This window comes from Allorhizobium borbori (genome assembly GCF_014196535.1).
Taxonomy (GTDB): domain Bacteria; phylum Pseudomonadota; class Alphaproteobacteria; order Rhizobiales; family Rhizobiaceae; genus Ectorhizobium; species Ectorhizobium borbori.
Map to the genome: position 1 here is coordinate 14,974 of NZ_JACIDU010000003.1, position 20,400 is coordinate 35,373.

21 protein-coding genes are annotated in these 20,400 nt (G+C 60.1%); 16 read left to right on the forward strand and 5 right to left on the reverse strand.

What is annotated here, in order from left to right:
* The first annotated feature begins 116 nt into the window (after positions 1–116).
* On the forward strand, positions 117–899 hold the full coding sequence (locus GGQ66_RS04090; protein WP_183789702.1) for an alpha/beta fold hydrolase: 783 nt from the start codon (positions 117–119) through the stop codon (positions 897–899).
* 9 nt (positions 900–908) lie between these two features.
* Here GGQ66_RS04090 and GGQ66_RS04095 read toward each other — a convergent pair whose 3' ends face one another.
* Entirely contained in the window at positions 909–1,715 is an 807-nt protein-coding gene (locus GGQ66_RS04095) for an enoyl-CoA hydratase-related protein (RefSeq protein WP_183789703.1), read from the reverse strand.
* Between the two features lie 76 nt (positions 1,716–1,791).
* Between GGQ66_RS04095 and cysE the strand changes: the two genes are divergently transcribed.
* The 6 genes from cysE (at position 1,792) to GGQ66_RS04125 (ending at position 7,351) form a co-directional block, all read left to right on the forward strand.
* Entirely contained in the window at positions 1,792–2,613 is an 822-nt protein-coding gene (gene cysE, locus GGQ66_RS04100; RefSeq protein ID WP_183789705.1) for a serine O-acetyltransferase, read from the forward strand.
* Positions 2,614–2,855: 242 nt separating this feature from the next.
* A complete protein-coding gene (locus tag GGQ66_RS04105) occupies positions 2,856–3,059 on the forward strand; it encodes a DUF3126 family protein (protein ID WP_183789707.1) in 204 nt (67 codons plus the stop codon).
* A 287-nt stretch (positions 3,060–3,346) separates the two neighbouring features.
* Entirely contained in the window at positions 3,347–3,700 is a 354-nt protein-coding gene (clpS, locus tag GGQ66_RS04110; protein WP_183789709.1) for an ATP-dependent Clp protease adapter ClpS, read from the forward strand.
* Between the two features lie 10 nt (positions 3,701–3,710).
* Positions 3,711–6,212: an ATP-dependent Clp protease ATP-binding subunit ClpA gene (gene clpA, locus GGQ66_RS04115; RefSeq protein ID WP_183789711.1), complete on the forward strand. Its 2,502-nt coding sequence runs from the start codon at positions 3,711–3,713 to the stop codon at positions 6,210–6,212.
* Between the two features lie 87 nt (positions 6,213–6,299).
* A complete protein-coding gene (locus tag GGQ66_RS04120; RefSeq protein WP_237358788.1) occupies positions 6,300–7,022 on the forward strand; it encodes an AzlC family ABC transporter permease in 723 nt (240 codons plus the stop codon).
* On the forward strand, positions 7,019–7,351 hold the full coding sequence (locus tag GGQ66_RS04125; RefSeq protein ID WP_183789715.1) for an AzlD domain-containing protein: 333 nt from the start codon (positions 7,019–7,021) through the stop codon (positions 7,349–7,351). Before GGQ66_RS04120 ends, GGQ66_RS04125 begins: the two co-directional genes overlap by 4 nt.
* Before the next feature lie 10 nt (positions 7,352–7,361).
* Here the strand turns inward: GGQ66_RS04125 and GGQ66_RS04130 are convergent, their stop codons facing one another.
* The 4 genes from GGQ66_RS04130 to GGQ66_RS04145 all read right to left on the reverse strand — a co-directional run bounded on the left by GGQ66_RS04130 (position 7,362) and on the right by GGQ66_RS04145 (position 10,270).
* Entirely contained in the window at positions 7,362–7,796 is a 435-nt protein-coding gene (locus GGQ66_RS04130) for an HIT family protein (RefSeq protein ID WP_183789717.1), read from the reverse strand.
* A 103-nt stretch (positions 7,797–7,899) separates the two neighbouring features.
* Entirely contained in the window at positions 7,900–9,081 is a 1,182-nt protein-coding gene (locus tag GGQ66_RS04135; protein WP_183789719.1) for a GNAT family N-acetyltransferase, read from the reverse strand.
* Positions 9,078–9,809 (reverse strand): glycerophosphodiester phosphodiesterase, encoded by a 732-nt coding sequence (locus tag GGQ66_RS04140; protein WP_370686285.1) that lies wholly within the window; start codon positions 9,807–9,809, stop codon positions 9,078–9,080. The genes GGQ66_RS04135 and GGQ66_RS04140 overlap by 4 nt, the downstream gene beginning before the upstream one ends.
* On the reverse strand, positions 9,809–10,270 hold the full coding sequence (locus GGQ66_RS04145; RefSeq protein WP_183789721.1) for a RidA family protein: 462 nt from the start codon (positions 10,268–10,270) through the stop codon (positions 9,809–9,811). The genes GGQ66_RS04140 and GGQ66_RS04145 overlap by 1 nt, the downstream gene beginning before the upstream one ends.
* 132 nt (positions 10,271–10,402) lie before the next feature.
* Between GGQ66_RS04145 and GGQ66_RS04150 the strand changes: the two genes are divergently transcribed.
* From GGQ66_RS04150 to bamA, 9 genes are all read left to right on the forward strand, one after another.
* A complete protein-coding gene (locus GGQ66_RS04150) occupies positions 10,403–11,242 on the forward strand; it encodes a cell envelope integrity EipB family protein (RefSeq protein ID WP_183789723.1) in 840 nt (279 codons plus the stop codon).
* A 187-nt stretch (positions 11,243–11,429) separates the two neighbouring features.
* Positions 11,430–12,197 (forward strand): 30S ribosomal protein S2, encoded by a 768-nt coding sequence (rpsB, locus tag GGQ66_RS04155; protein WP_183789725.1) that lies wholly within the window; start codon positions 11,430–11,432, stop codon positions 12,195–12,197.
* Positions 12,198–12,451: 254 nt separating this feature from the next.
* Complete coding sequence (gene tsf, locus GGQ66_RS04160) at positions 12,452–13,381, forward strand: translation elongation factor Ts (protein WP_183789727.1); 930 nt, start codon at positions 12,452–12,454, stop codon at positions 13,379–13,381.
* Positions 13,382–13,480: 99 nt separating this feature from the next.
* Positions 13,481–14,203 (forward strand): UMP kinase, encoded by a 723-nt coding sequence (pyrH, locus tag GGQ66_RS04165; protein ID WP_183789729.1) that lies wholly within the window; start codon positions 13,481–13,483, stop codon positions 14,201–14,203.
* A 48-nt stretch (positions 14,204–14,251) separates the two neighbouring features.
* Positions 14,252–14,812: a ribosome recycling factor gene (gene frr, locus GGQ66_RS04170; RefSeq protein ID WP_183789731.1), complete on the forward strand. Its 561-nt coding sequence runs from the start codon at positions 14,252–14,254 to the stop codon at positions 14,810–14,812.
* A gap of 237 nt (positions 14,813–15,049) precedes the next feature.
* Complete coding sequence (locus GGQ66_RS04175; protein ID WP_183789733.1) at positions 15,050–15,793, forward strand: isoprenyl transferase; 744 nt, start codon at positions 15,050–15,052, stop codon at positions 15,791–15,793.
* Positions 15,793–16,620, forward strand: coding sequence for a phosphatidate cytidylyltransferase (locus GGQ66_RS04180; protein ID WP_183789735.1), 828 nt, complete (start codon positions 15,793–15,795; stop codon positions 16,618–16,620). The genes GGQ66_RS04175 and GGQ66_RS04180 overlap by 1 nt, the downstream gene beginning before the upstream one ends.
* Positions 16,621–16,708: 88 nt before the next feature.
* The gene (gene rseP, locus GGQ66_RS04185) at positions 16,709–17,830 is read left to right on the forward strand and encodes an RIP metalloprotease RseP (RefSeq protein ID WP_183789738.1); all 1,122 of its coding nucleotides are present in this window, start codon (positions 16,709–16,711) and stop codon (positions 17,828–17,830) included.
* A 195-nt stretch (positions 17,831–18,025) separates the two neighbouring features.
* A complete protein-coding gene (gene bamA, locus GGQ66_RS04190) occupies positions 18,026–20,362 on the forward strand; it encodes an outer membrane protein assembly factor BamA (protein ID WP_183789740.1) in 2,337 nt (778 codons plus the stop codon).
* Positions 20,363–20,400: the final 38 nt, after the last annotated feature.

Genomic DNA, 20,400 nt, shown 5'->3' on the forward strand with positions numbered 1-20,400 from the left:
CCTTCTCTGCAAATGTGTAGGGCCGTTTCGACCGGAATTTGCGATCATCGCAAAGCTTCCCGCTTGGCCCCGAATGGTGAAAGCGTTTATGGTCCGCGGCAAAAAGGACTGCATTGATGAATCTCAATCCCCCCGCCTTCAACAGCTTTCAAAATGACGGACTGACGCTTGCCTATTTCGATGAGGGCGATCCGTCCGGCCCGCCGGTACTGCTCATTCACGGGTTTGCCTCGTCCGCGACCGTCAACTGGGTTCATACCGGATGGCTGAAGACGCTCGGCGATGCCGGCTACCGCGTGATCGCGCTCGACAATCGTGGCCATGGCGCCAGTGAGAAGCCGCATGATCCGGCGGTCTACCACCCCGATATGATGGCGGGCGATGCGGTGGCTTTGCTCGATCATCTCGGCATTCCGTCCGCACACATCATGGGCTATTCGATGGGCGCGCGGATTTCGGCGTTCCTCGCCATTTCCGATCCGGAACGGGTGCTTTCGCTGGTGTTCGGCGGGCTCGGTATCGGCATGTGCGACGGGGTGGGCGACTGGGACCCGATTGCCGAGGCGCTTCTTGCGCCGTCTCTGGCCGATGTGACCCATGCGCGTGGCCGCATGTTCCGGGCCTTTGCCGAACAGACGAAAAGTGACCGCTTTGCGCTCGCCGCCTGCATCTCGACCTCGCGCGATCTGGTGAGCCGTGAGGATATCGCGAAGATCGAAGCGCCGACGCTGGTGGCGGTCGGTAGTAAGGACGATATTGCCGGTTCCGGTGAGGCACTGGCGGTACTGATGCCGAACGCCAAGGCGCTCGACATCCCCAACCGCGATCACATGCTGGCGACGGGAGATCGGGTGTTCAAGGCCGGTGTCGTGGACTTTTACGCCGGCCTTTCGAACTAGAAACAGCGATCATGCACCCTTGAAAACAGGCTTGCGGCGCTCGGCAAAGGCGGCGCGGCCTTCGGCATAATCAGCACTTTCGAAGGTCGAGGCGCCCAGAACCTCCGCCTCGCTCATCAGCACGTTGTCGTTTTCGGTCACGGCGCGAACGGCGAGCTTGGAGGCGGCGAGCGAGATTGGCGCGTTGGCGGCGATTGCTCTGGCGATGGTGAAGACCTCCTTTTCAAGTCCCTCGACGCCATCGGCAATTTGGAGCAGGAACCCGGATGGCTCCAGTTCGCGGGCGGTCAGCGGGAGGCCGGTATAGAGCAGCTTTCGGGTCGTCTGGTTGCCAAGCGCCAGCAATATGTCTTGAACGGCATCTGCCGGGTAGGCCAGGCCAAGGCGGGCGGCGGGGATGGCGAAACGCGCGGTTTCATCCGCAAGGCGCATGTCACAGGCCGCGGCAATGCCGAAGCCCCCGCCATAGCAGATGCCGCGGATCGCCGCGATTGTCGGCACGCGGGCGGCGCGGATGGCGCGGAAAGCGGCGCTATTTTCCAGTTCATAGGCGCGGGCGGTTTCCGCATCCTTGCGCACGGTCTCGAATTCGGAAATGTCCGCTCCTGCCGAAAAGTCCTGTCCGCCGGCGCCGGCGAGAATGATGACGCGGGCTCCGGCCTCGACCGTCAGGAAATGCAGGGCACGCGGAATGGCCCGCCACATGGCGGCGGTGATCGCATTCTTGCGCGGCTCGTTATGAAAAGTCAGCGTGCCGATACCTCCATCGCACGCCGCCACGAGCTTGCCTTCCGCGAAATCCTGCGTTGTGGTCATTTATTCCCGCCTCCGTTTGTGTTTTGCCCTGCTTTTCCTATATAATGCCGCACACTTGGAAAAGAGGAGACCGTCTATGGTCGCAATAACGGAACTGCGTGCCGACGACCAGATCAAGGCCATCGACCCGATCTGGGACAGTCTGCGGCAAGAAGCGCAAGCGGCAAGCGAGAACGATCCGTTGCTCGCCGCCTTTATCTACACGACCGTGCTGAATCACCGGTCGCTGGAAGAATGCGTTATTTTCCGTATCTGCGAACGCCTCCACCACCGTGACGTGCCGGCGGCGCTGCTGCGACAGGCCTTCCAGTCGATGCTGGAAGACTGGCCGGAATGGAGTGCGGTGCTGCGTGTCGATATTCAGGCCGTCTATGATCGCGACCCGGCCTGCACGCGCTTCCTCGAGCCCGTGCTTTACTTCAAGGGTTTCCACGCGATCCAGACACACCGGTTGGCGCATTGGCTCTGGAACAACGGTCGCCGTGATTTCGCGCTCTATCTCCAGAGCCGCGCATCCGGTGTTTTCCAGACGGATATCAACCCCGCAGCCCGTGTCGGCAAGGGTATTTTCCTCGATCACGCGACGGGTCTCGTGGTGGGCGAAACGGCGGTCATCGGCGACAATGTGTCCATCCTGCATGGCGTGACGCTTGGCGGCACCGGCAAGGACGATTCGGACCGCCATCCGAAAATCGGTAACGGCGTGCTGATTGGCGCGGGCGCCAAGATTCTCGGCAATATCACGGTCGGAGCCTGCTCGCGCGTCGCTGCCGGCTCGGTGGTGCTGAAACCGGTTCCCGCCTGCACGACGGTCGCCGGTGTGCCGGCCCGTGTGGTGGGTGAAGCTGGTTGTGCCGAACCTGCGCGCGTCATGGATCAGGTGATCGCAGCCGATTGAGGTGGGTTCGATTTGCCATTTTCAAAAGAAGCCCGGTGGAATGCCGGGCTTTTTTGTCGATGGGTGCGGGCTTGCCTTTACACCGCCGCTTTCTGCATGCCACAAGCACGCGGCCGGGGCGGTGATTTGCACTGCCCGACAAGATTCCGTTTGCACGGGCGCGGTGGTATACGGCTTCGGTCCTGTGGCCGGCCGGGCGTCCATCGCCGTGCAAGGTGCTAGATTTCTCATGGAGACCCAAGATGAAGCCCGATGAACTCAAGAAACTGGACGCCTATCTGAAGCGCACGCTGAACCCGCAGATCACCGTCAAGGCCCGTCCGCGCAAGGACGACTCGGCCGAGGTTTATGTCGGTGACGAATTCATCGGCGTGATCTTCCGCGACGACGAGGATGGCGACCTGTCCTACAATCTGTCGATGGCAATCCTCGCCGAGGATCTTTGATCCATCGATGGGCGTCCGGGTGAACGTGGTTTCCCGGATTTGCTTTTTCACAGGAAATCGAAACCGGCCTGGGTGCGCTCAGGGCCGGTTTTTTGTTGGTTCCCGCAGGAAAACTCCCGTAATCTACAGGCAAGCCTGATTTGCGCAGATACTCTCTCGGATCGAAATCGCGGCGCAGAGGTTAAAGGGGGCTTAAAATCTGCGGACGATTGATTACATTAGTCGTTCCTGCGGAGATTTGCAGGGCTTACCCGTGTCATGCGGGGCACTCAAGGATTGAAATGACAATGATCGCCAGGCCGGTCGTGATGCAGAATGAAAAAGACGGTGACGGCAACGGCCCTGGTCGTAGCACGTCGGTTATCACGCGCACCAAGCCGAAAACCAAGAAACCCAATCTGTATCGCGTTCTTCTTCTGAACGACGACTACACGCCGATGGAATTCGTAATCCACATTCTGGAACGGTTTTTCCAGAAGGATCGTGAAGCAGCGACCCGCATCATGCTTCATGTGCATAACCACGGCGTGGGCGAATGCGGAATCTACACATACGAAGTTGCCGAAACGAAGGTTTCCCAGGTGATGGACTTCGCAAGGCAGCACCAGCATCCGCTGCAATGTGTCATGGAAAAGAAGTGAGGAACTGAACGTGCCAACTTTCTCGCCCAGTCTGGAAAAAGCGCTTCATCAGGCTCTGACCTATGCCAATGAACGCCACCACGAATACGCAACGCTGGAGCACCTGCTGCTGGCGTTGATCGATGACGCTGATGCCGCCGCCGTCATGGGCGCGTGCAACGTCAATCTCGACGAACTTCGCAAGATCGTCACCGAATATGTCGACAGCGAGCTTTCCAACCTCGTGACGGGCTATGATGAGGACTCGAAACCCACCTCCGGTTTCCAGCGCGTCATCCAGCGCGCCGTCATTCATGTGCAGTCTTCGGGCCGCGAGGAAGTGACCGGGGCGAATGTCCTCGTCGCCATCTTCGCCGAGCGTGAGAGCCACGCCGCCTATTTCCTGCAGGAGCAGGAAATGACGCGTTACGACGCCGTCAACTTCATCTCCCACGGCATCGGCAAGCGTCCCGGTTCCTCCCAGACCCGCGCGCCGAAGGGGGCCGAGGAAAGCGAAGCCGAAAACAAGCAGCCTCGCCACGACGACGAGAGCGGTCAGAAGAAGCCGCAGGAGGCGCTCAAGGCCTATTGCGTCAATCTCAACGAGAAGGCCAAGATCGGTAAGATCGACCCGCTGATCGGTCGCCATGAGGAGGTGAACCGCACCATTCAGGTGCTGTGCCGCCGTTCCAAGAACAACCCGCTTTATGTGGGTGATCCCGGCGTCGGCAAGACGGCGATTGCCGAAGGTCTTGCCAAGCGGATCGTTGAAGGCAAGGTGCCGGATGCGCTGAAGAACGATACGATCTTCTCGCTCGACATGGGTACTTTGCTGGCCGGTACGCGCTACCGTGGCGATTTCGAAGAGCGCCTGAAGCAGGTCGTCAAGGAACTGGAAGAGTTCCCCGGTGCTGTGCTGTTCATCGACGAAATCCACACCGTAATCGGCGCGGGTGCGACGTCGGGCGGCGCCATGGATGCGTCGAACCTGCTCAAGCCGGCGCTCTCTTCGGGCGCCATCCGCTGCATCGGCTCGACCACCTACAAGGAATATCGCCAGTTCTTCGAAAAGGACCGGGCGCTGGTACGCCGTTTCCAGAAGATCGACGTCAACGAGCCGTCCATCGATGACGCCATCGAGATCATGAAGGGCCTCAAGCCTTACTTCGAGGATTATCATCACCTGAAATACTCGAATGAGGCGATTAAGGCTGCCGTCGAGCTTTCGGCCCGCTATATCTCGGATCGCAAGCTGCCGGACAAGGCGATCGACGTGATCGACGAGACCGGTGCGGCGCAGATGCTGCTTCCGGCCTCCAAGCGTCGCAAGTTGATCACTGAACGCGAGATCGAGGCCACGGTGGCGACAATGGCGCGCATTCCGCCGAAGACGGTTTCCAAGGATGACGAGATGGTTCTCGCCAATCTGGAGAAGGAACTGCGCACGGTCGTTTACGGTCAGGATACCGCCATCGAGGCGCTTTCCACCGCGATCAAGCTGGCGCGTGCCGGTCTTCGCGAACCGAACAAGCCGATCGGCTCCTACGTCTTCTCCGGCCCAACCGGCGTTGGCAAGACGGAAGTTGCCAAGCAGCTTGCCGCTTCGCTGGGCGTGCAGATGCTGCGCTTCGACATGTCGGAATACATGGAACGGCACACCGTGTCGCGCCTGCTCGGCGCACCTCCCGGCTATGTCGGCTTTGACCAGGGCGGCTTGCTGACCGATGGCGTCGATCAGCATCCGCATTGCGTGGTGCTGCTCGATGAAATCGAGAAGGCGCATCCGGATATCTACAACATCCTGCTGCAGGTGATGGATAACGGCCAGTTGACCGATCACAACGGCAAGAAGGTCGATTTCCGTAACGTCATCCTGATCATGACGACCAATGCGGGCGCATCGGAAATGGCCAAGGCCGCTATCGGCTTCGGCTCCTCCAAGCGCACCGGCGAGGACGAAGAGGCGATCAACCGCCTGTTCACGCCGGAATTCCGCAACCGTCTCGATGCGATCATTCCGTTTGCGCCGTTGGCGCCGGAAACGATCCATCGCGTGGTGCAGAAATTCGTCATGCAGCTTGAGACGCAGCTTTCCGAGCGCAATGTCACTTTCGACTTGTCGCCGGAAGCGGTCGCCTGGCTCTCGGTGCGCGGCTATGATGACAAGATGGGTGCGCGTCCGCTCGGCCGCGTCATTCAGGAATACATCAAGAAGCCGCTCGCCAACGAGATCCTGTTCGGCAAGCTCAAGAAGGGTGGCGTCGTTCGTGTGACGACCGTGACTGGCGACGACGGCAAGGAGGTTCTCCACCTTGAATGCCTGCCGGAAACGGTTCCGGTGAAGCCGAAGCCCGAAGCGGAAGTTATCGAGGCGGAGGAAATCGACGCCCGTGCCAAGGGCAAGCCGCGCAAGGGCAAGGCGGAAGCGCCTTCAGACGATAGCGGTGACGACGATGCGTCGGTCGCTGAGGTGGCCGAAGCCGTCGAACCGCCCAAGCGGCGGAGCGCTGTGCCGAAGGTACCGAAGAAGTAAGACCGATCTTCATGATCCTGCGCCGGGCCGAGAGGCCCGGCGCTTTTTTGTCCATGTGAAATCAGACCCGCCGCAATGCCAAGCCAGATGTCATCGCCAGCACTCTACTGGTTCCTGCAGGGCACGAGAGGTATCGCCTCTCTGCCAGCGCTTATCCTCATGGCGTCCTGCGCCGGCTTTGCGGCGCTTGCGCTTGAATCCGGTCTGACGCGGGGCCATGCCGTGCTGATGACGGCGGGCATCTGGGCGCTGCCGGCGCAGATCATCCTGACCGGAGCGATGCATACCGGCCTGAACATCGTCGCGGCCTTTCTGGCGGTGACGTTCTCGTCGATTCGCTTCATGCCGATGCTGGCGGCGCTGGTGCCGGAAATGCGAACTGAGCGCACGCCACTGTGGAAGTTGCTGCTCATTTCGCATTTCGTAGCCATCACTTCCTGGGTGTTCGCGCTCCGCTATGTGCGCGATGTGCCGCGGGAATACCGGCTCACATGGTTCACCGGCTTTGCCGTGCCGCTGACGGCGATTAACACGGTGATTGTCGCTTTTGGCTACGGCCTGTTGTCTGCATTTCCGCCCATTCTCTCAGCCGTGCTGGCCTTCATGACGCCGGTCTATTTCCTGCTGTCGATGTGGGGTTCGGCGCGCGATGTGATGACCCGCGTCTCCTTCATTACCGGGCTGGTTCTCGGACCGGCGGTGACGCCCTTTGCGCCGCAACTCGACATTTTCTATGCCGGTATCGGCGGCGGCACGGCTGTCTATCTTGCGGATCGCTGGCGGCGCAAGCGCAAGGAGGCCCGATCATGAGCGGTGATCTCTGGTCCTATGTCTTCGTTCTCGTGGCTGGCGTTCTGGCAACCGATGTATGGCGTTGGCTGGGCGTTCTTGCCGGGAACCGGCTCAGGGAGGATTCCGAGGCAATGGTGTGGGTGAGGGCGGTTGCGACTGCACTCGTTGCGGCCGTGATTGCCCGCCTCGTTCTGAACCCGACGGGAACGCTGGCCGAACTGCCGGCCTGGATGCGGGCCGGCGCGGCGTTGGCGGGCTTTGCCGTTTACATCCTCTCAGGTCAGCGGATTTTCTTCGGCATCGGCGTTTCAGTCGGGCTCATTGCAGCCGCGCTGCACTGGCTTTAGTCCCGGTCCTTCAAGCTTCGGCGGCCAGAACCGTGCGGATCTTCTGGGCATTGGCGGCCAGAACAGCCGGATCTTCCATCTTGCCGGAATGTGGCTTCAGGCCAGCACCTTCAACGCGCGGAATGACGTGGAAATGCAGGTGGAACACGGTCTGTCCGGCGGCGGCTTCGTTGAACTGGGCGATGGAGACGCCGTCTGCCGCAAAGGCTTCCTTGGCCGCACGGGCGATCTTCTGCACCACAGGGATGAGAGTGGCGAGCGTTGCCGGATCGGCATCGAGCATATTGCGCGAGGGCGTTTTCGGAATGACGAGAATGTGGCCCGGCGCCTGCGGCATTACATCCATGAAGGCATAGGTATTCTCGTCCTCATAGACGGAGTGAGAGGGAATGTCGCCCTTCAGGATCTTCGCGAAAATGTTTTCGGGATCATAGACCGTGCTCATCTGGGAATCTCCTTATATCCAATGCCCAAGTGTTTAGAGCATCGCGGCGCGTCATGAAAACCGTGTGATGCCGATTTTCCGCGAAAAGACGCCGCAGACGCGATCACTCCATCTCGGCGGCCTCGTTTGGTTTGCGGAAGGGACCGTGTTCTGCAAGATAACCACCAGTCGCTTCCACATCGGCGCGCTCGGCTTCCAGATAATCTGCCACGGCCCGATGAAGGCCGGGATGGGCGATGTAATGGGCGGAGTGGGTGAGGCTCGGCATATAGCCGCGCGCCAGCTTGTGCTCACCCTGGGCGCCGGCTTCGACGCGGGCAAGCTTTCGCTCCAGTGCAAAATCGATGGCTTGATGGTAGCAGACCTCGAAATGCAGGTAGGGATGATCCTCGATGCAGCCCCAGTGACGACCGTAAAGCGCATCAGAGCCGATGAAATTGATGGCGCCGGCGACATACCGTCCCGCGCGCTTCGCCATCACCAGCAGAATGTCGTCGGCCATGCGTTCGCCGATCAGGGAATAGAACGCGCGGGTGAGGTAGGGCTTGCCCCACTTGCGGCTCCCGGTGTCCATGTAGAAGGCGAAGAACTGATCCCAGATGTCTTCGGTGAGGTCGCTGCCGGTCAGCCAGTCGATGGTGATGCCGTTTTCCAGCGCGGCACGTCGTTCCTTGCGGAGCGCCTTGCGCTTGCGCGAGGCAAGCGTTTCCAGAAACTCTTCGTGGCTGGCATAGCCGCGGTTCTCGAAATGAAACTGCACATCCAGCCGATGCAGGTAACCTTCCTTCAGGAAGAACGGCAGTTCATTTTCCTGCAGGAAGGTAACATGGGCCGACGACACGTCGAGCTGTTCGGTGGCCGAGCGCAGGCCAGCGGCGAGCGCGGCGCGGGTCGCCGATGCCTTTTCTTCCGTAACGTAAAGCAGGCGAGCTCCCGTTGCGGGCGTAAAGGGAACGCTGGCCTGAAGCTTGGGGTAATAGCGTCCGCCCGCCCGTTCGAACGCATCGGCCCAGCCTTGATCGAAGACATATTCGCCGCGGCTGTGGCTTTTCAGATAGCAGGGAACAGCGCCGATCAGCGTGCCGTCGTCCTCTTCCAGCAGAAGGTGCTGGCCGAGCCAGCCCGTCCGCGCCGTCGCCGATCCGGACTCCTCCAAGGCCGAAAGATAGGCATGGCTGAGGAACGGATTATAGGGGCCGGGCGCGTGGCGCGATGCTCCGGAAAGCCGGCTCCAGCTCTCCGGGGTGATGGTCGAGAAGGATTTCTCCAGCCGCAGTCTCGTCATGCGATGAGCGCCGGGCTCTGGCGAGGATCGAAGCCCTCGAAGGTCATCTGGTCGGCGTACCTGAAGGTGTGTTCGCGCGCCGCCTCATCGCGCACCGTCCAGGTAATGACCGGAATACCCTGCTGCCGCTGGGCGGTGATGAAGGCATTCGGCAGGTGACCGTAGTGGTAGGAGATGAAGTCCAGACCAAGCTGCATCGCCTCGTCGTGCCTGAAGAACGCTTCCGGCTGGTCACCTTCGGCGGTCAGGCCGAGCGGGTAGGGCGCGCTGGCAATTTTCAGATCCCTGAGGACCCAATGATCGAAGCTCATCAGCGCGACGGGGCCCTTGTAGCCCTCAAGGTCGTCCAGCACGGTTTCAGCGAAACCGTCATCGTCGCCTTCGCGGCCCTTCAGTTCGATGACGAGCGGCACCTTGCCATCAACGAGCTTCAGAAGCTGCTTCAGGGTCGGTATCCGCTCGGCCGTGCCGCCTATGGTCAGAAGACCGAGTTCAGCGGCGGTGCGGGCACGCACGTCGCCGGTAATGCCGCAAAGCCTGTCCAGCGTGTCGTCATGGAATACGACGATGCTGCCATCGGCGACGATATGCACGTCGCATTCGATGGCGAAACCGGCCTCGACCGCGCGCTGGAAGGCGGCCAGGGTGTTTTCCCAGACGGTATGGTTCATATCATGCAGGCCACGATGGGCGATGGGTTGGGCGGTCAACCATTCGATGCGAGACATCAGGCGATTTCCATGATGGCGTCGATCTCGACGGCGGCATTGAGCGGCAGTGCGGCCATGCCGACGGCAGCGCGGGCGTGACGACCGGCATCACCAAGGACCGCAACGAGAAGATCGGATGCGCCGTTGATGACGAGGTGCTGTTCGGTGAATTCGGGCGTGGACGCAACGAAGCCCTGAATCTTCACGACGCGTTTGATGCGGGTGAGATCGCCAAGGGCTGCCTGCGCCTGGGCCAGAAGATTGATGGCGCAGAGTTCGGCGGCGCGGCGGGCGCCTGGCACGTCGACATCCTTGCCGACAAGGCCGGTCACGGCGAGCTTGCCGTTTTCCATCGGCAACTGACCGGACAGATGAAGGAGATTGCCGCTCAGCACATAGGAGACGTAGTTGGCGGCCGGGGCCGCCGCCACGGGCAGGCTAATCCCCAGTTCTTCAAGCCGGCTTTCTATGGTATTCACGTTTTACTCTCCCGCTTTTGTTGATAAGACCACAAGAATCCTGCATTCACGCAGGAGAGTTCGTTGTCGTCTGCGTCCATAACCTATTTATGACGAGGGGCAGCGGCAATAGCGACCCGGCGGGAGACGGTGATGACACGCAGGAAACTTCTCGCTGCGGCGATGATGGCGATGGCGGCTTCTGACGCCACGGCACAGGACGGACCCGTGCCGCCGCTTCAGGCGCATCGCGCCATCTATGATCTCGAACTCAAGCAGGCGTCGGAACGCTCGGGAATCGACGCCATTTACGGTCGCATGGTCTATGAGTTCACCGGCGCGGCCTGCAAGGGCTACACGACCCGTTTCCGTTTCGCGACCCGCATCAATACCGGCGATGAAGTGCGCATGAGCGATCAGCGGCTGACCTCGTTCGAGGATGCCAAGACCGGCGTTTTCCGTTTCGACAACCAGTCCTTCACCGACGAGACGCTGGACAAGCAGGTGAAGGGCGAGGCGACGATCAAGCCCGGTGGCGTCTCCGTGACTCTTGATGGTGAGAACGCCAGAAGGGTGGAACTGCCGGAAAGCGTGTTCCCGACCATGCACATGCAGGAAGTGATCGCCAACGCGCTCGGTGGCAAGACGTTGTTCGATACGCGCGTGTTCGACGGCTCGGAAGATGGCGACAAGAGCCTTCTGGTGACCACGATCATCGGCAAGCCGAATACCGATGCCGATAGCGGCGCCGATTCGGACGGCACGGCAGCAGCGGTTCTTTCCGCCAAACCCTGGTGGCCGGTGACGGCATCCTACTTCAACGAAGGGGCAGGGGGCGATTCGGAACCCGCCTATCGTCTGTCCTTCAAGCTCTATGACAATGGCGTCAGCCGCGATCTCGTGATGGATTACGGCGATTTTTCCCTGTCCGGCAAGCTGTCAAAGCTGGAACTCCTGCCGGAAGAAACCTGCGAGCCCGCGAAAGCGCCGTAAAGAGCGCTTTTCGGCCCGTTTTTCCTGTTTTTCCCCTTGCAATCACGGGGCTGGGCCTGTATGGCCACCACCATTCCACACGCAGGGTTTGGGATGAACCGGGAGAAATCCGGTCCGTTCCGCCGGTGGCGCCGCAAACGCGGTGCTGATTGCCTTGCGGGGGTTCAACCGGAAAAGGATCAAAGGCATGGCATTGCCCGATTTCAGCTTGCGCCAGCTTCTCGAAGCAGGCGTTCACTTCGGCCACCAGACGCACCGCTGGAACCCGAAGATGAAGCCGTACATCTTCGGCGAACGTAACAACATCCACATCATCGACCTGGCCCAGAGCGTTCCGCTTCTGTCGCGCGCCCTGCAGCAGGTGTCTGACACCGTTGCCCGTGGCGGCCGCGTGCTGTTCGTCGGCACGAAGCGTCAGGCTTCGGAAATCATTGCTGACGCTGCCAAGCGTTCGGCCCAGTACTACGTCAACTCGCGCTGGCTCGGCGGCATGCTGACGAACTGGAAGACCATTTCCAACTCGATCCAGCGCCTGCGCAAGCTCGATGAAATCCTGGCTGGCGAAGCTCAGGGTTACTCCAAGAAGGAGCGCCTGAACCTCGAGCGCGAACGCGAGAAGCTTGACAAGGCTCTCGGCGGTATCCGCGATATGGGCGGCGTTCCGGACCTGATCTTCATCATCGACACCAACAAGGAAAAGATCGCGATCGAAGAAGCCAAGCGTCTTGGTATTCCGGTCGTTGCGATCATCGACTCCAACTGCGATCCGGACCCGATCGATTTCCCGATCCCCGGCAACGACGACGCATCGCGCGCCATCGCTCTTTACAGCGATCTGATTGCCCGCGCTGCCATCGACGGTATCGCTCGTCAGCAGGGCGCTTCGGGCCGTGACATCGGCGCTTCCTCGGAAGCTCCGATCGAGCCGGCGCTCGAAGGCGAAGCTGGCGCCTGAGAATGAGGCCGGTGCGGTCTGAATAGGCCGCATCCCCCGTTCGCCTATTCGACAGGCCGCCGGACACTTTTTCTGTGCCGGCGGCCTTTCGCATTCAAGTACCCGCCGTGCCGCGCAGGTGGCTTCGGCATCGCGTGATGAGCCATTCATCACGCTGTTACATTTCAGGGTACATTCCCTTCCCCAGATTGAGGGCGTGGCGCTTGTTTCAAAGCCCGACGCTGCGCTGGATCGACAACACGAGAGGCAAGACAATGGCAGAAATCACTGCTGCACTGGTTAAGGAGCTGCGCGAAAAGAGCGGCGCAGGCATGATGGACTGCAAGAAGGCGCTGGCCGAAACCAACGGCGACATCGAAGCCGCCATCGACTGGCTGCGTGCCAAGGGCATCGCCAAGGCCGACAAGAAGTCGGGCCGTACGGCTGCCGAAGGCCTGATCGGCGTCGCCACGCTCGGCCACAAGGCCGTTCTGGTCGAAATCAACTCCGAAACCGACTTCGTGGCCCGCAACGACGCCTTCCAGGACCTCGTCCGCGGCGTTGCCCAGGTCGCACTGTCCACCGATGGTTCAGTTGAAGCCGTTGGCGCCGCCACCTACCCGGCAACCGGCAAGTCGGTCACCGACTCGATCAAGGACGCGATTGCCACGATCGGCGAGAACATGACGCTGCGTCGTTCCGCTGCTCTCGAAGTCGAGCACGGCGTCGTCGCAACCTACATCCACAATGCTGCCGGCGAAGGCATCGGCAAGCTCGGCGTTCTCGTTGCCCTGAAGTCTGTCGGCGACAAGGCTGTCCTGTCCTCCATCGGCCGCCAGATCGCGATGCACGTTGCTGCGACCGCGCCGCTCGCCGTTCGCCCGGAAGAGGTCGATCAGGCCGTTGCCGAGCGTGAGCGCGCCGTGTTCATCGAACAGTCGCGCGCTTCCGGCAAGCCGGACAACATCATCGAAAAGATGGTCGAAGGCCGTATGCGCAAGTTCTACGAAGAAGTCGCCCTGCTGTCGCAGGCCTTCGTCGTGAACCCGGACCTGACCGTTGCCGAAGCCGTCAAGGCTGCCGAAAAGGAAGCCGGCGCTGCTATCGAAGTGACGGCTATTGCCCGTCTTCTCCTCGGCGAAGGCGTCGAGAAGGAAGAAACCGACTTCGCAGCCGAAGTGGCTGCCGCAGCCGGCAAGGCCTAAGTCTTTCGGTCGCAGGACCGTTGAAAAATCCGGGGCATCGCGTGACAACGCGGTGCCCTTCGTGTATCCGGCTTTCAAACTGCACGAGAGGATTCCGATATGACCGCAAAGCCCATTTACAAGCGTGTTCTTCTCAAGGCCTCCGGCGAAGCTCTCATGGGTAGTCAGGGCTTTGGCATCGATGTTGCCGTGGCAGACCGGATCGCTGGCGATATCGCCGCAGCGCGCGCCATGGGTGTCGAAGTGGGTGTCGTCGTCGGCGGCGGTAACATCTTCCGTGGCGTGGCTGTCGCCTCCAAGGGTGGCGATCGCGTGACCGGCGACCATATGGGCATGCTCGCCACCGTCATCAACGCGCTGGCACTGGCAACCTCGCTGCGCAAGCTCAACATCGAGACGGTGGTCCTCTCGGCCATTGCCATGCCGGAGATCTGCGAAAGCTTCTCGCAGCGCGCGACGCTCTATCATCTCTCGCTCGGCCGCGTGGTGATCTTTGCCGGCGGTACGGGCAATCCGTTCTTCACGACCGATTCCGCCGCAGCGCTTCGTGCCGCCGAAATGGGCGCCGAAGCGATCTTCAAGGGCACGCAGGTGGATGGCATCTATTCGGCTGACCCCAAGAAGGTGCCGGATGCGACGCGTTTCGACCAGCTTACCCATTCCGAAGTGCTGGAAAAGGGCCTTGCGGTGATGGATGTTGCCGCCGTAGCGCTGGCGCGGGAAAACTCCATTCCGATCATCGTTTTCTCGATCCACGAGAAGAACGGTTTCCCGGAGATTCTCACTGGCGGCGGCCGCAAGACGATCGTTACGGACAATTGACGGCGGAACACCATACCGCCACGCGATACATATGACGGGAGTTCAATCATGAGCGATGCAACTGATCTGAAGGAACTGAAGCGCCGCATGGACGGTGCCATCAACGCGTTTACGGGCGACATTGCCTCGCTGCGCACCGGGCGTGCTTCCGCCAATATTCTCGATCCCATCTCGGTCGAAGCCTACGGTTCGCGCGTGCCGTTGAACCAGGTGGCGAACATCACCGTGCCCGAGCCGCGCATGCTGTCCGTCTCGATCTGGGACCGTTCGATGGTGAACGCTGTCGATCGCGCTATCCGCGAATCGCATCTCGGCCTGAACCCGATCATGGATGGCCAGACGCTGCGTATTCCGCTGCCGGAACTGAACGAGGAGCGCCGCCGTTCTTTGGTGAAGGTGGCTCACGATTACGCCGAGAAGGCCAAGGTTGCCATTCGCCATGTTCGCCGTGACGGTATGGAAAGCCTCAAGAAGGCCGAGAAGGATGGCGATATCGGGCAGGATGAAAGCCGCGCGCTTTCCGACAAGGTTCAGAAGATGACGGACGACACGATCACCGAGATCGATAAGCTGCTCGCCGTCAAGGAAAAGGAAATCATGCAGGTGTAAGCCTGTCTGGTCGCCGGTCGATACTCGTCCGGCGACTTTTGCCGTCCATACTCAGGCGTTCTCGAGGCGCGTTCGCCGCTTGTGAAAATGCTGAACGCCAAATTCCCTGCAAAATTTCCCGGTGCAACTCGCTACCCGGTGAAAGAACGGTGGCGGCACTGCCGAGAGTCGGCTAGCTTTCCTACTCCCAATACTGCGTTCGTCTGGAACGTATCTGTTACCTACGCTGGAAGAACCATGGCACACCCCGAACGGTCGTCGTTACCAAAGCATGTTGCCATCATCATGGACGGGAACGGGCGCTGGGCCCAATCTCACGGCATGACGCGGACCGCCGGTCATCGCAAGGGCATGGAAGTTGTCCGCGAGATTGTGCGTGCTGCGAGCGACTTTGGTGTCGGCTATCTGACCCTCTTCGCCTTTTCCTCGGAAAACTGGCGCCGGCCGGAGACGGAAGTCCGTGACCTGCTGGGTCTCCTGAAGCTTTTCATCCGCCGGGACCTGTCCGAACTGCACCGCGATAACGTGCGGATCCGTGTGATCGGCGAGCGCAACAATCTGCGCAGCGATCTTCTGCCGCTTCTGATCGAGGCCGAGGAGACCACCCGAAACAATACCGGCCTGACGCTTGTCATTGCCTTCAACTATGGTTCGCGCGACGAGATGGCCCGGGCCATGGTGTCGATTGCCCGCGATGTGGCCGATGGTCGCCTGCGGTGCGAAGACATCACGCCGGGCCTGATCGACAGCCGTCTTGACACCGCCGGGATACCTGACCCTGACCTCATCATTCGAACGAGTGGCGAGGAACGGCTTTCGAACTTCCTCCTTTGGCAGGCGGCCTATTCCGAGCTCATGTTCGTCAACGATCTCTGGCCGGACTTTAACCGCGCGATGTTTTGTGCCGCGCTCGAGAAATTCGCGATGCGTGAACGTCGCTTCGGTGGTCTTTCCGCCGCTCAGGCGGCAGTGGGCTCGTGATGTCGGAAGAACTCAGGCTTCGGATCATTTCCGGTATCGTCATGGCCGCAGTGGTGCTCGTCGCCACCTGGTTCGGCGGGCTTTCGTTCCGGCTCCTCTCCGCAGCCATTACCTTGCTTGTCTATTACGAATGGTCGACGATCTCCCGGCTTGAGCGCAACGAGCGTCTGCTCGGCTGGTTCATGGTTGGCGTTCTGGGGCTGATGATCCTCGCAGGCTGGACGGGTGTAGCCGTCGTTCTCCTCGGCTTCTTCCTGCTCGTCGCCTTTCTTGTCGCTATTGCCTCGACAGAAGCGAAGGTCTGGCTGCCGGCCGGCCTGTTCTATGCCGGGCTTTCGGGAATTGCTCTCGCCGCCGTGCGCGGTGACGATCCAACCGGCTTTGCGGCCATGCTGTTCGTGTTCGCGCTTGTCTGGGCAACGGATATTCTGGCCTATTTCGTCGGTCGAGCCATCGGTGGTCCGAAGCTCGCGCCGAAGATTTCGCCCGGCAAGACGTGGTCGGGCGCTATCGGCGGCACGATTTCGGCGGTGATTGCCGGTTCGGCCGTTGCCTTGTCAATGACGGATGCCTCTCCCATATGGATCGTGCCGGCGGCGTTCGTGCTGTCGGTCGCCAGCCAGGCGGGAGACCTGTTCGAATCCTTCATCAAGCGCCGTTTCGGCGTGAAGGATTCGAGCCACCTCATTCCCGGCCATGGTGGCGTGATGGACCGCGTTGATGGTCTTGTCGTTGCCTGTTTCGCGGCCTTCCTGCTGATGGCTATCCGTGCTTTGTCGGCTGGAGGCTCATTCGCGCTTGACGGAGGCGCCCTGCTTGGGCTCTAGGGAACGACAGGTCCGCTGTCGGAAAAGGGGTTTCCTCTTTTCCTGACAGACACCAGACCCGCTCCGACATGATGGACAGGAGATATGCATGGCAATTATCGGTTTGATCACGGGCTATATCGTTCCGTTCCTCTTCGTGCTGACCCTGCTCGTCTTCGTTCATGAAATGGGGCACTATCTCGTCGGGCGCTGGTGCGGCATTCGTGCCACCGCTTTCTCCATCGGTTTCGGTCCTGAAATCGTCGGCTTCACGGATCGCCAGGGTACGCGCTGGAAGCTGAGCGCCATTCCTCTCGGCGGCTATGTGAAGTTCTGGGGCGATGAGGATGCGTCGAGCCGTCCTGGCCAGGATGCTCTTGCCGGACTGTCGGAGGAGGAGAAGGCCCATACGCTTGCCGGTGCAAAGTTGTGGAAGCGGGCAGCCACCGTCGCGGCCGGCCCCATTGCCAATTTCCTGTTGGCGATCCTCATCTTCACCTCTCTTTTCGCGCTTTACGGCAAGCCGGTTTCCGATCCTGTCGTCGCCGAGGTAAAGGCGGGATCGGCGGCCGAGGAAGCTGGCGTGAAGCCCGGCGACGTGCTGGTTTCACTCGATGACACGATCGTGAAGACCTTCGATGACGTGCGCCGCTACGTCAGTATTCGTCCGGGTACGTCGATCATCGTGAGGATTCGCCGCGACGGGGTGACGCAGGCGCTACCTATGGTTCCGCGCGCTACGGTCATCGACGATCCCTTCGGCAACAAGGTCGAAGTCGGGCTTATCGGCATCGTGACCACGCAGGCGGCCGGTAATTTCCGCGTCGAGAAGATGGGGGTCGGGCAGGCATTGGCCGAGGGTGTCGCCGAAACCGGCAATATCGTCACTGGCACGTTTCATTACATCGGGAATCTCGTGACCGGGAAGATGAAGCCCGATCAACTCGGCGGCCCTGTGCGAGTGGCGCAGGCTTCCGGGCAGATGGCGACGCTTGGCCTCGCTGCCGTCATTCAGCTTGCGGCTGTGCTTTCGGTCTCGATCGGGCTGTTGAACCTGATGCCGGTGCCTGTTCTGGATGGCGGTCATCTCGTTTTTTACGCCATTGAAGCTGTGCGCGGCCGTCCACTTGGCGCCGGTGCACAGGAAATTGCGTTCCGTATCGGGCTGGCAATGGTGCTGTCCCTGATGGTTTTCGCAACATGGAATGATATTGCCGCATTGATCGGCTGAGGACGGCTTGCGCCAAAGGTAAGCTTCTGTTTACCTTAACCGAAAATTCGGCGTGGCGATTGGGCCACGCTTGGGCACGAAGTAAATGGAATTTAACGTTGCCGCTTGCTTGTAGAGTAAAAGCGGTTAAAACGGCTCACGTAGCTGGAGTCGGTTAAACCCGCTCCGGAACGGCGAAAAAAGGTAAGATGTGAAATGAAGGCTGGTTCAAAATTTTTGAACGCTGTATCGGCGGTTGCAATTTCTGCCGGTGTCGCTGCTTCGGGTGCGGGTGCTGTCCTGCTTGTGTCTGCAGGCTATGCCGAGGCCGCCGTCGTCAAGAGAATTGACGTCAAGGGCGCTGCGCGCGTCGGCGCAGAAGCAGTCCGGTCAAACATCACGATCCAGCCGGGTAAGACTTTTTCCAATGCCGATATCGATGAGTCCGTGAAGCGTCTCTACGCAACGGGTTACTTCTCCGATGTTCGTATTTCGGTTTCCGGTGGTGCGCTGGTCGTCAGCGTCAATGAAAACCAGCTTGTCAATCAGGTCGTATTCAACGGCAACCGCAAGCTCAAGGACGAGAAGCTTCAGGCTGTCGTGCAGACGCAGGCGCTGTCGCCTTACAGCCAGAGCCAGATCGACTCCGATATTGCTCGCATCAAGGAAGCTTATGCTGCCATCGGTCGTAACGATGTTCAGGTCACCACTGAGACCTTTGCCGTCGCCAACGGTCGAGTGAACCTTGCGTTTGTCGTGAATGAAGGTGATCGCACGAAGATTGGCAAGATCGAGTTTGTCGGCAACAACGCCTACAGCGATGGCCGTCTCGCATCGGTGATCTCCACCAAGAAGTCGAACTTCCTCTCGTTCCTGACTCGCCGTGACATTTACAGCGAAGCCAAGATGCGCGCCGATGAAGAGACGCTGCGCCAGTTCTACTACAATCACGGCTATCCTGATTTCCGTATCGTGTCCGGCGATGCGACGTTCGATGCGAACACCAATGAATACACGCTGACCTATACGGTCGAGGAAGGCCCGCGCTACACGTTCGGCGCTGTTGGAGTTGAATCGACTGTTTCCGGGGTCGATGCGAATGAACTGCAGGGTCTGGTCTCCACTCGTGAAGGTGCGACCTATAATGCTCGCAACGTTCAGAAGACGATGGAAGCCATTTCGACGCGTGTTGCTGCTGAGGGGTATCCCTTTGCTCGCGTCACGCCGCGCGGCAACCGCGATTTTGGCTCCAACACGGTCGGTGTCTCCTACATTGTCGACCAGGGCGAGCGTGCCTATGTCGAGCGTATTGAAATTCGCGGTAACACGCGTACCCGTGACTATGTCATTCGCCGCGAGTTCGATCTCGCCGAAGGCGACGCGTTCAATCAGACAATGATTACGCGCGCCAAGCGTCGCCTGGAAGCGCTTGGTTACTTTGAGTCCGTAAATGTGTCGACCGCGCCCGGTAGTTCACCGGATCGGGTGGTGATCGTTGTCGATGTGAAGGATCAGTCCACCGGCGCGTTCGGTGTGGGTGCCGGTTACTCTGCGGGAAGCGACAGCATCCTTCTCGAAGCGTCTGTAGAGGAAAAGAACTTCCTCGGTCGCGGTCAGTACATTCGTCTTGCCGCCGGTGGCGGCACGGATGATGCCCGTAGCTTCAATCTGTCGTTCACTGAGCCGTATTTCCTTGGCTATCGTCTCGCTGCCGGTTTCGATCTGTTCCGTTCGTCCAGCTCGAGCGAAGACTACTATGACTACGAGGAAACCGGTGGCACGCTGCGCGTCACCGCGCCGATCACCGAAGACCTGTCGACGACCTTCAGCTACACCTACAAGCAGATGAAGTATGACGGCACGGGCGCTTGGAACGTGGGCGATAATCTGTCGTATCCGTATGAAAGCCTGATCGGCAAGGATTGGGTTCAGTCCTCCGTCGCAAACAAGCTGAACTACAACACGCTCGACAGCCAGACTGCGCCGCATGAAGGCATTCAGGCGCAGTTGACGCAGGAATTTGCCGGTCTCGGTGGCGACTCCGACTTCTACAAGATTTCGGCCAAGGCCCGCGCCTATTATACCCTGTCTGACGAAGCGGACCTGATCGGCTCGCTCACCGTTCAGGCTGGTCATGTCATGCCGACGAGCGGTGATCTCAAGGTGTTCGATCAGTTCATGATCGGCGGCAAGCAGATCCGCGGCTTCGAAAACAGCGGTATTGGCCCGCGCATGAACAATGGTGATGCGCTGGGCGGCACCAGCTACATAACGGCTTCTGCCGAGACGACGTTCCCGATGCCCGGCATTCCGCAGGACTTCGGCCTGCGCGGCGCACTGTTTGCCGATGCTGGTACGCTGTTCGGCAATGAAGTTGACACGGGTGGTGAAGGTCATTCTTCGACTTCGGCCAAGATCCGTGCATCTCTTGGTGTCGGTGTTACCTGGGCATCGCCCTTCGGCCCGCTGCGTTTCGACTATGCCGTTCCTGTCATGAAGGAAGACTACGACAAGACGCAGAATTTCCGCTTCAGCATTGCCAACCAGTTCTGATTTTTCGATCCAGAACTGTTGTCTGAACTCGTTCTGGA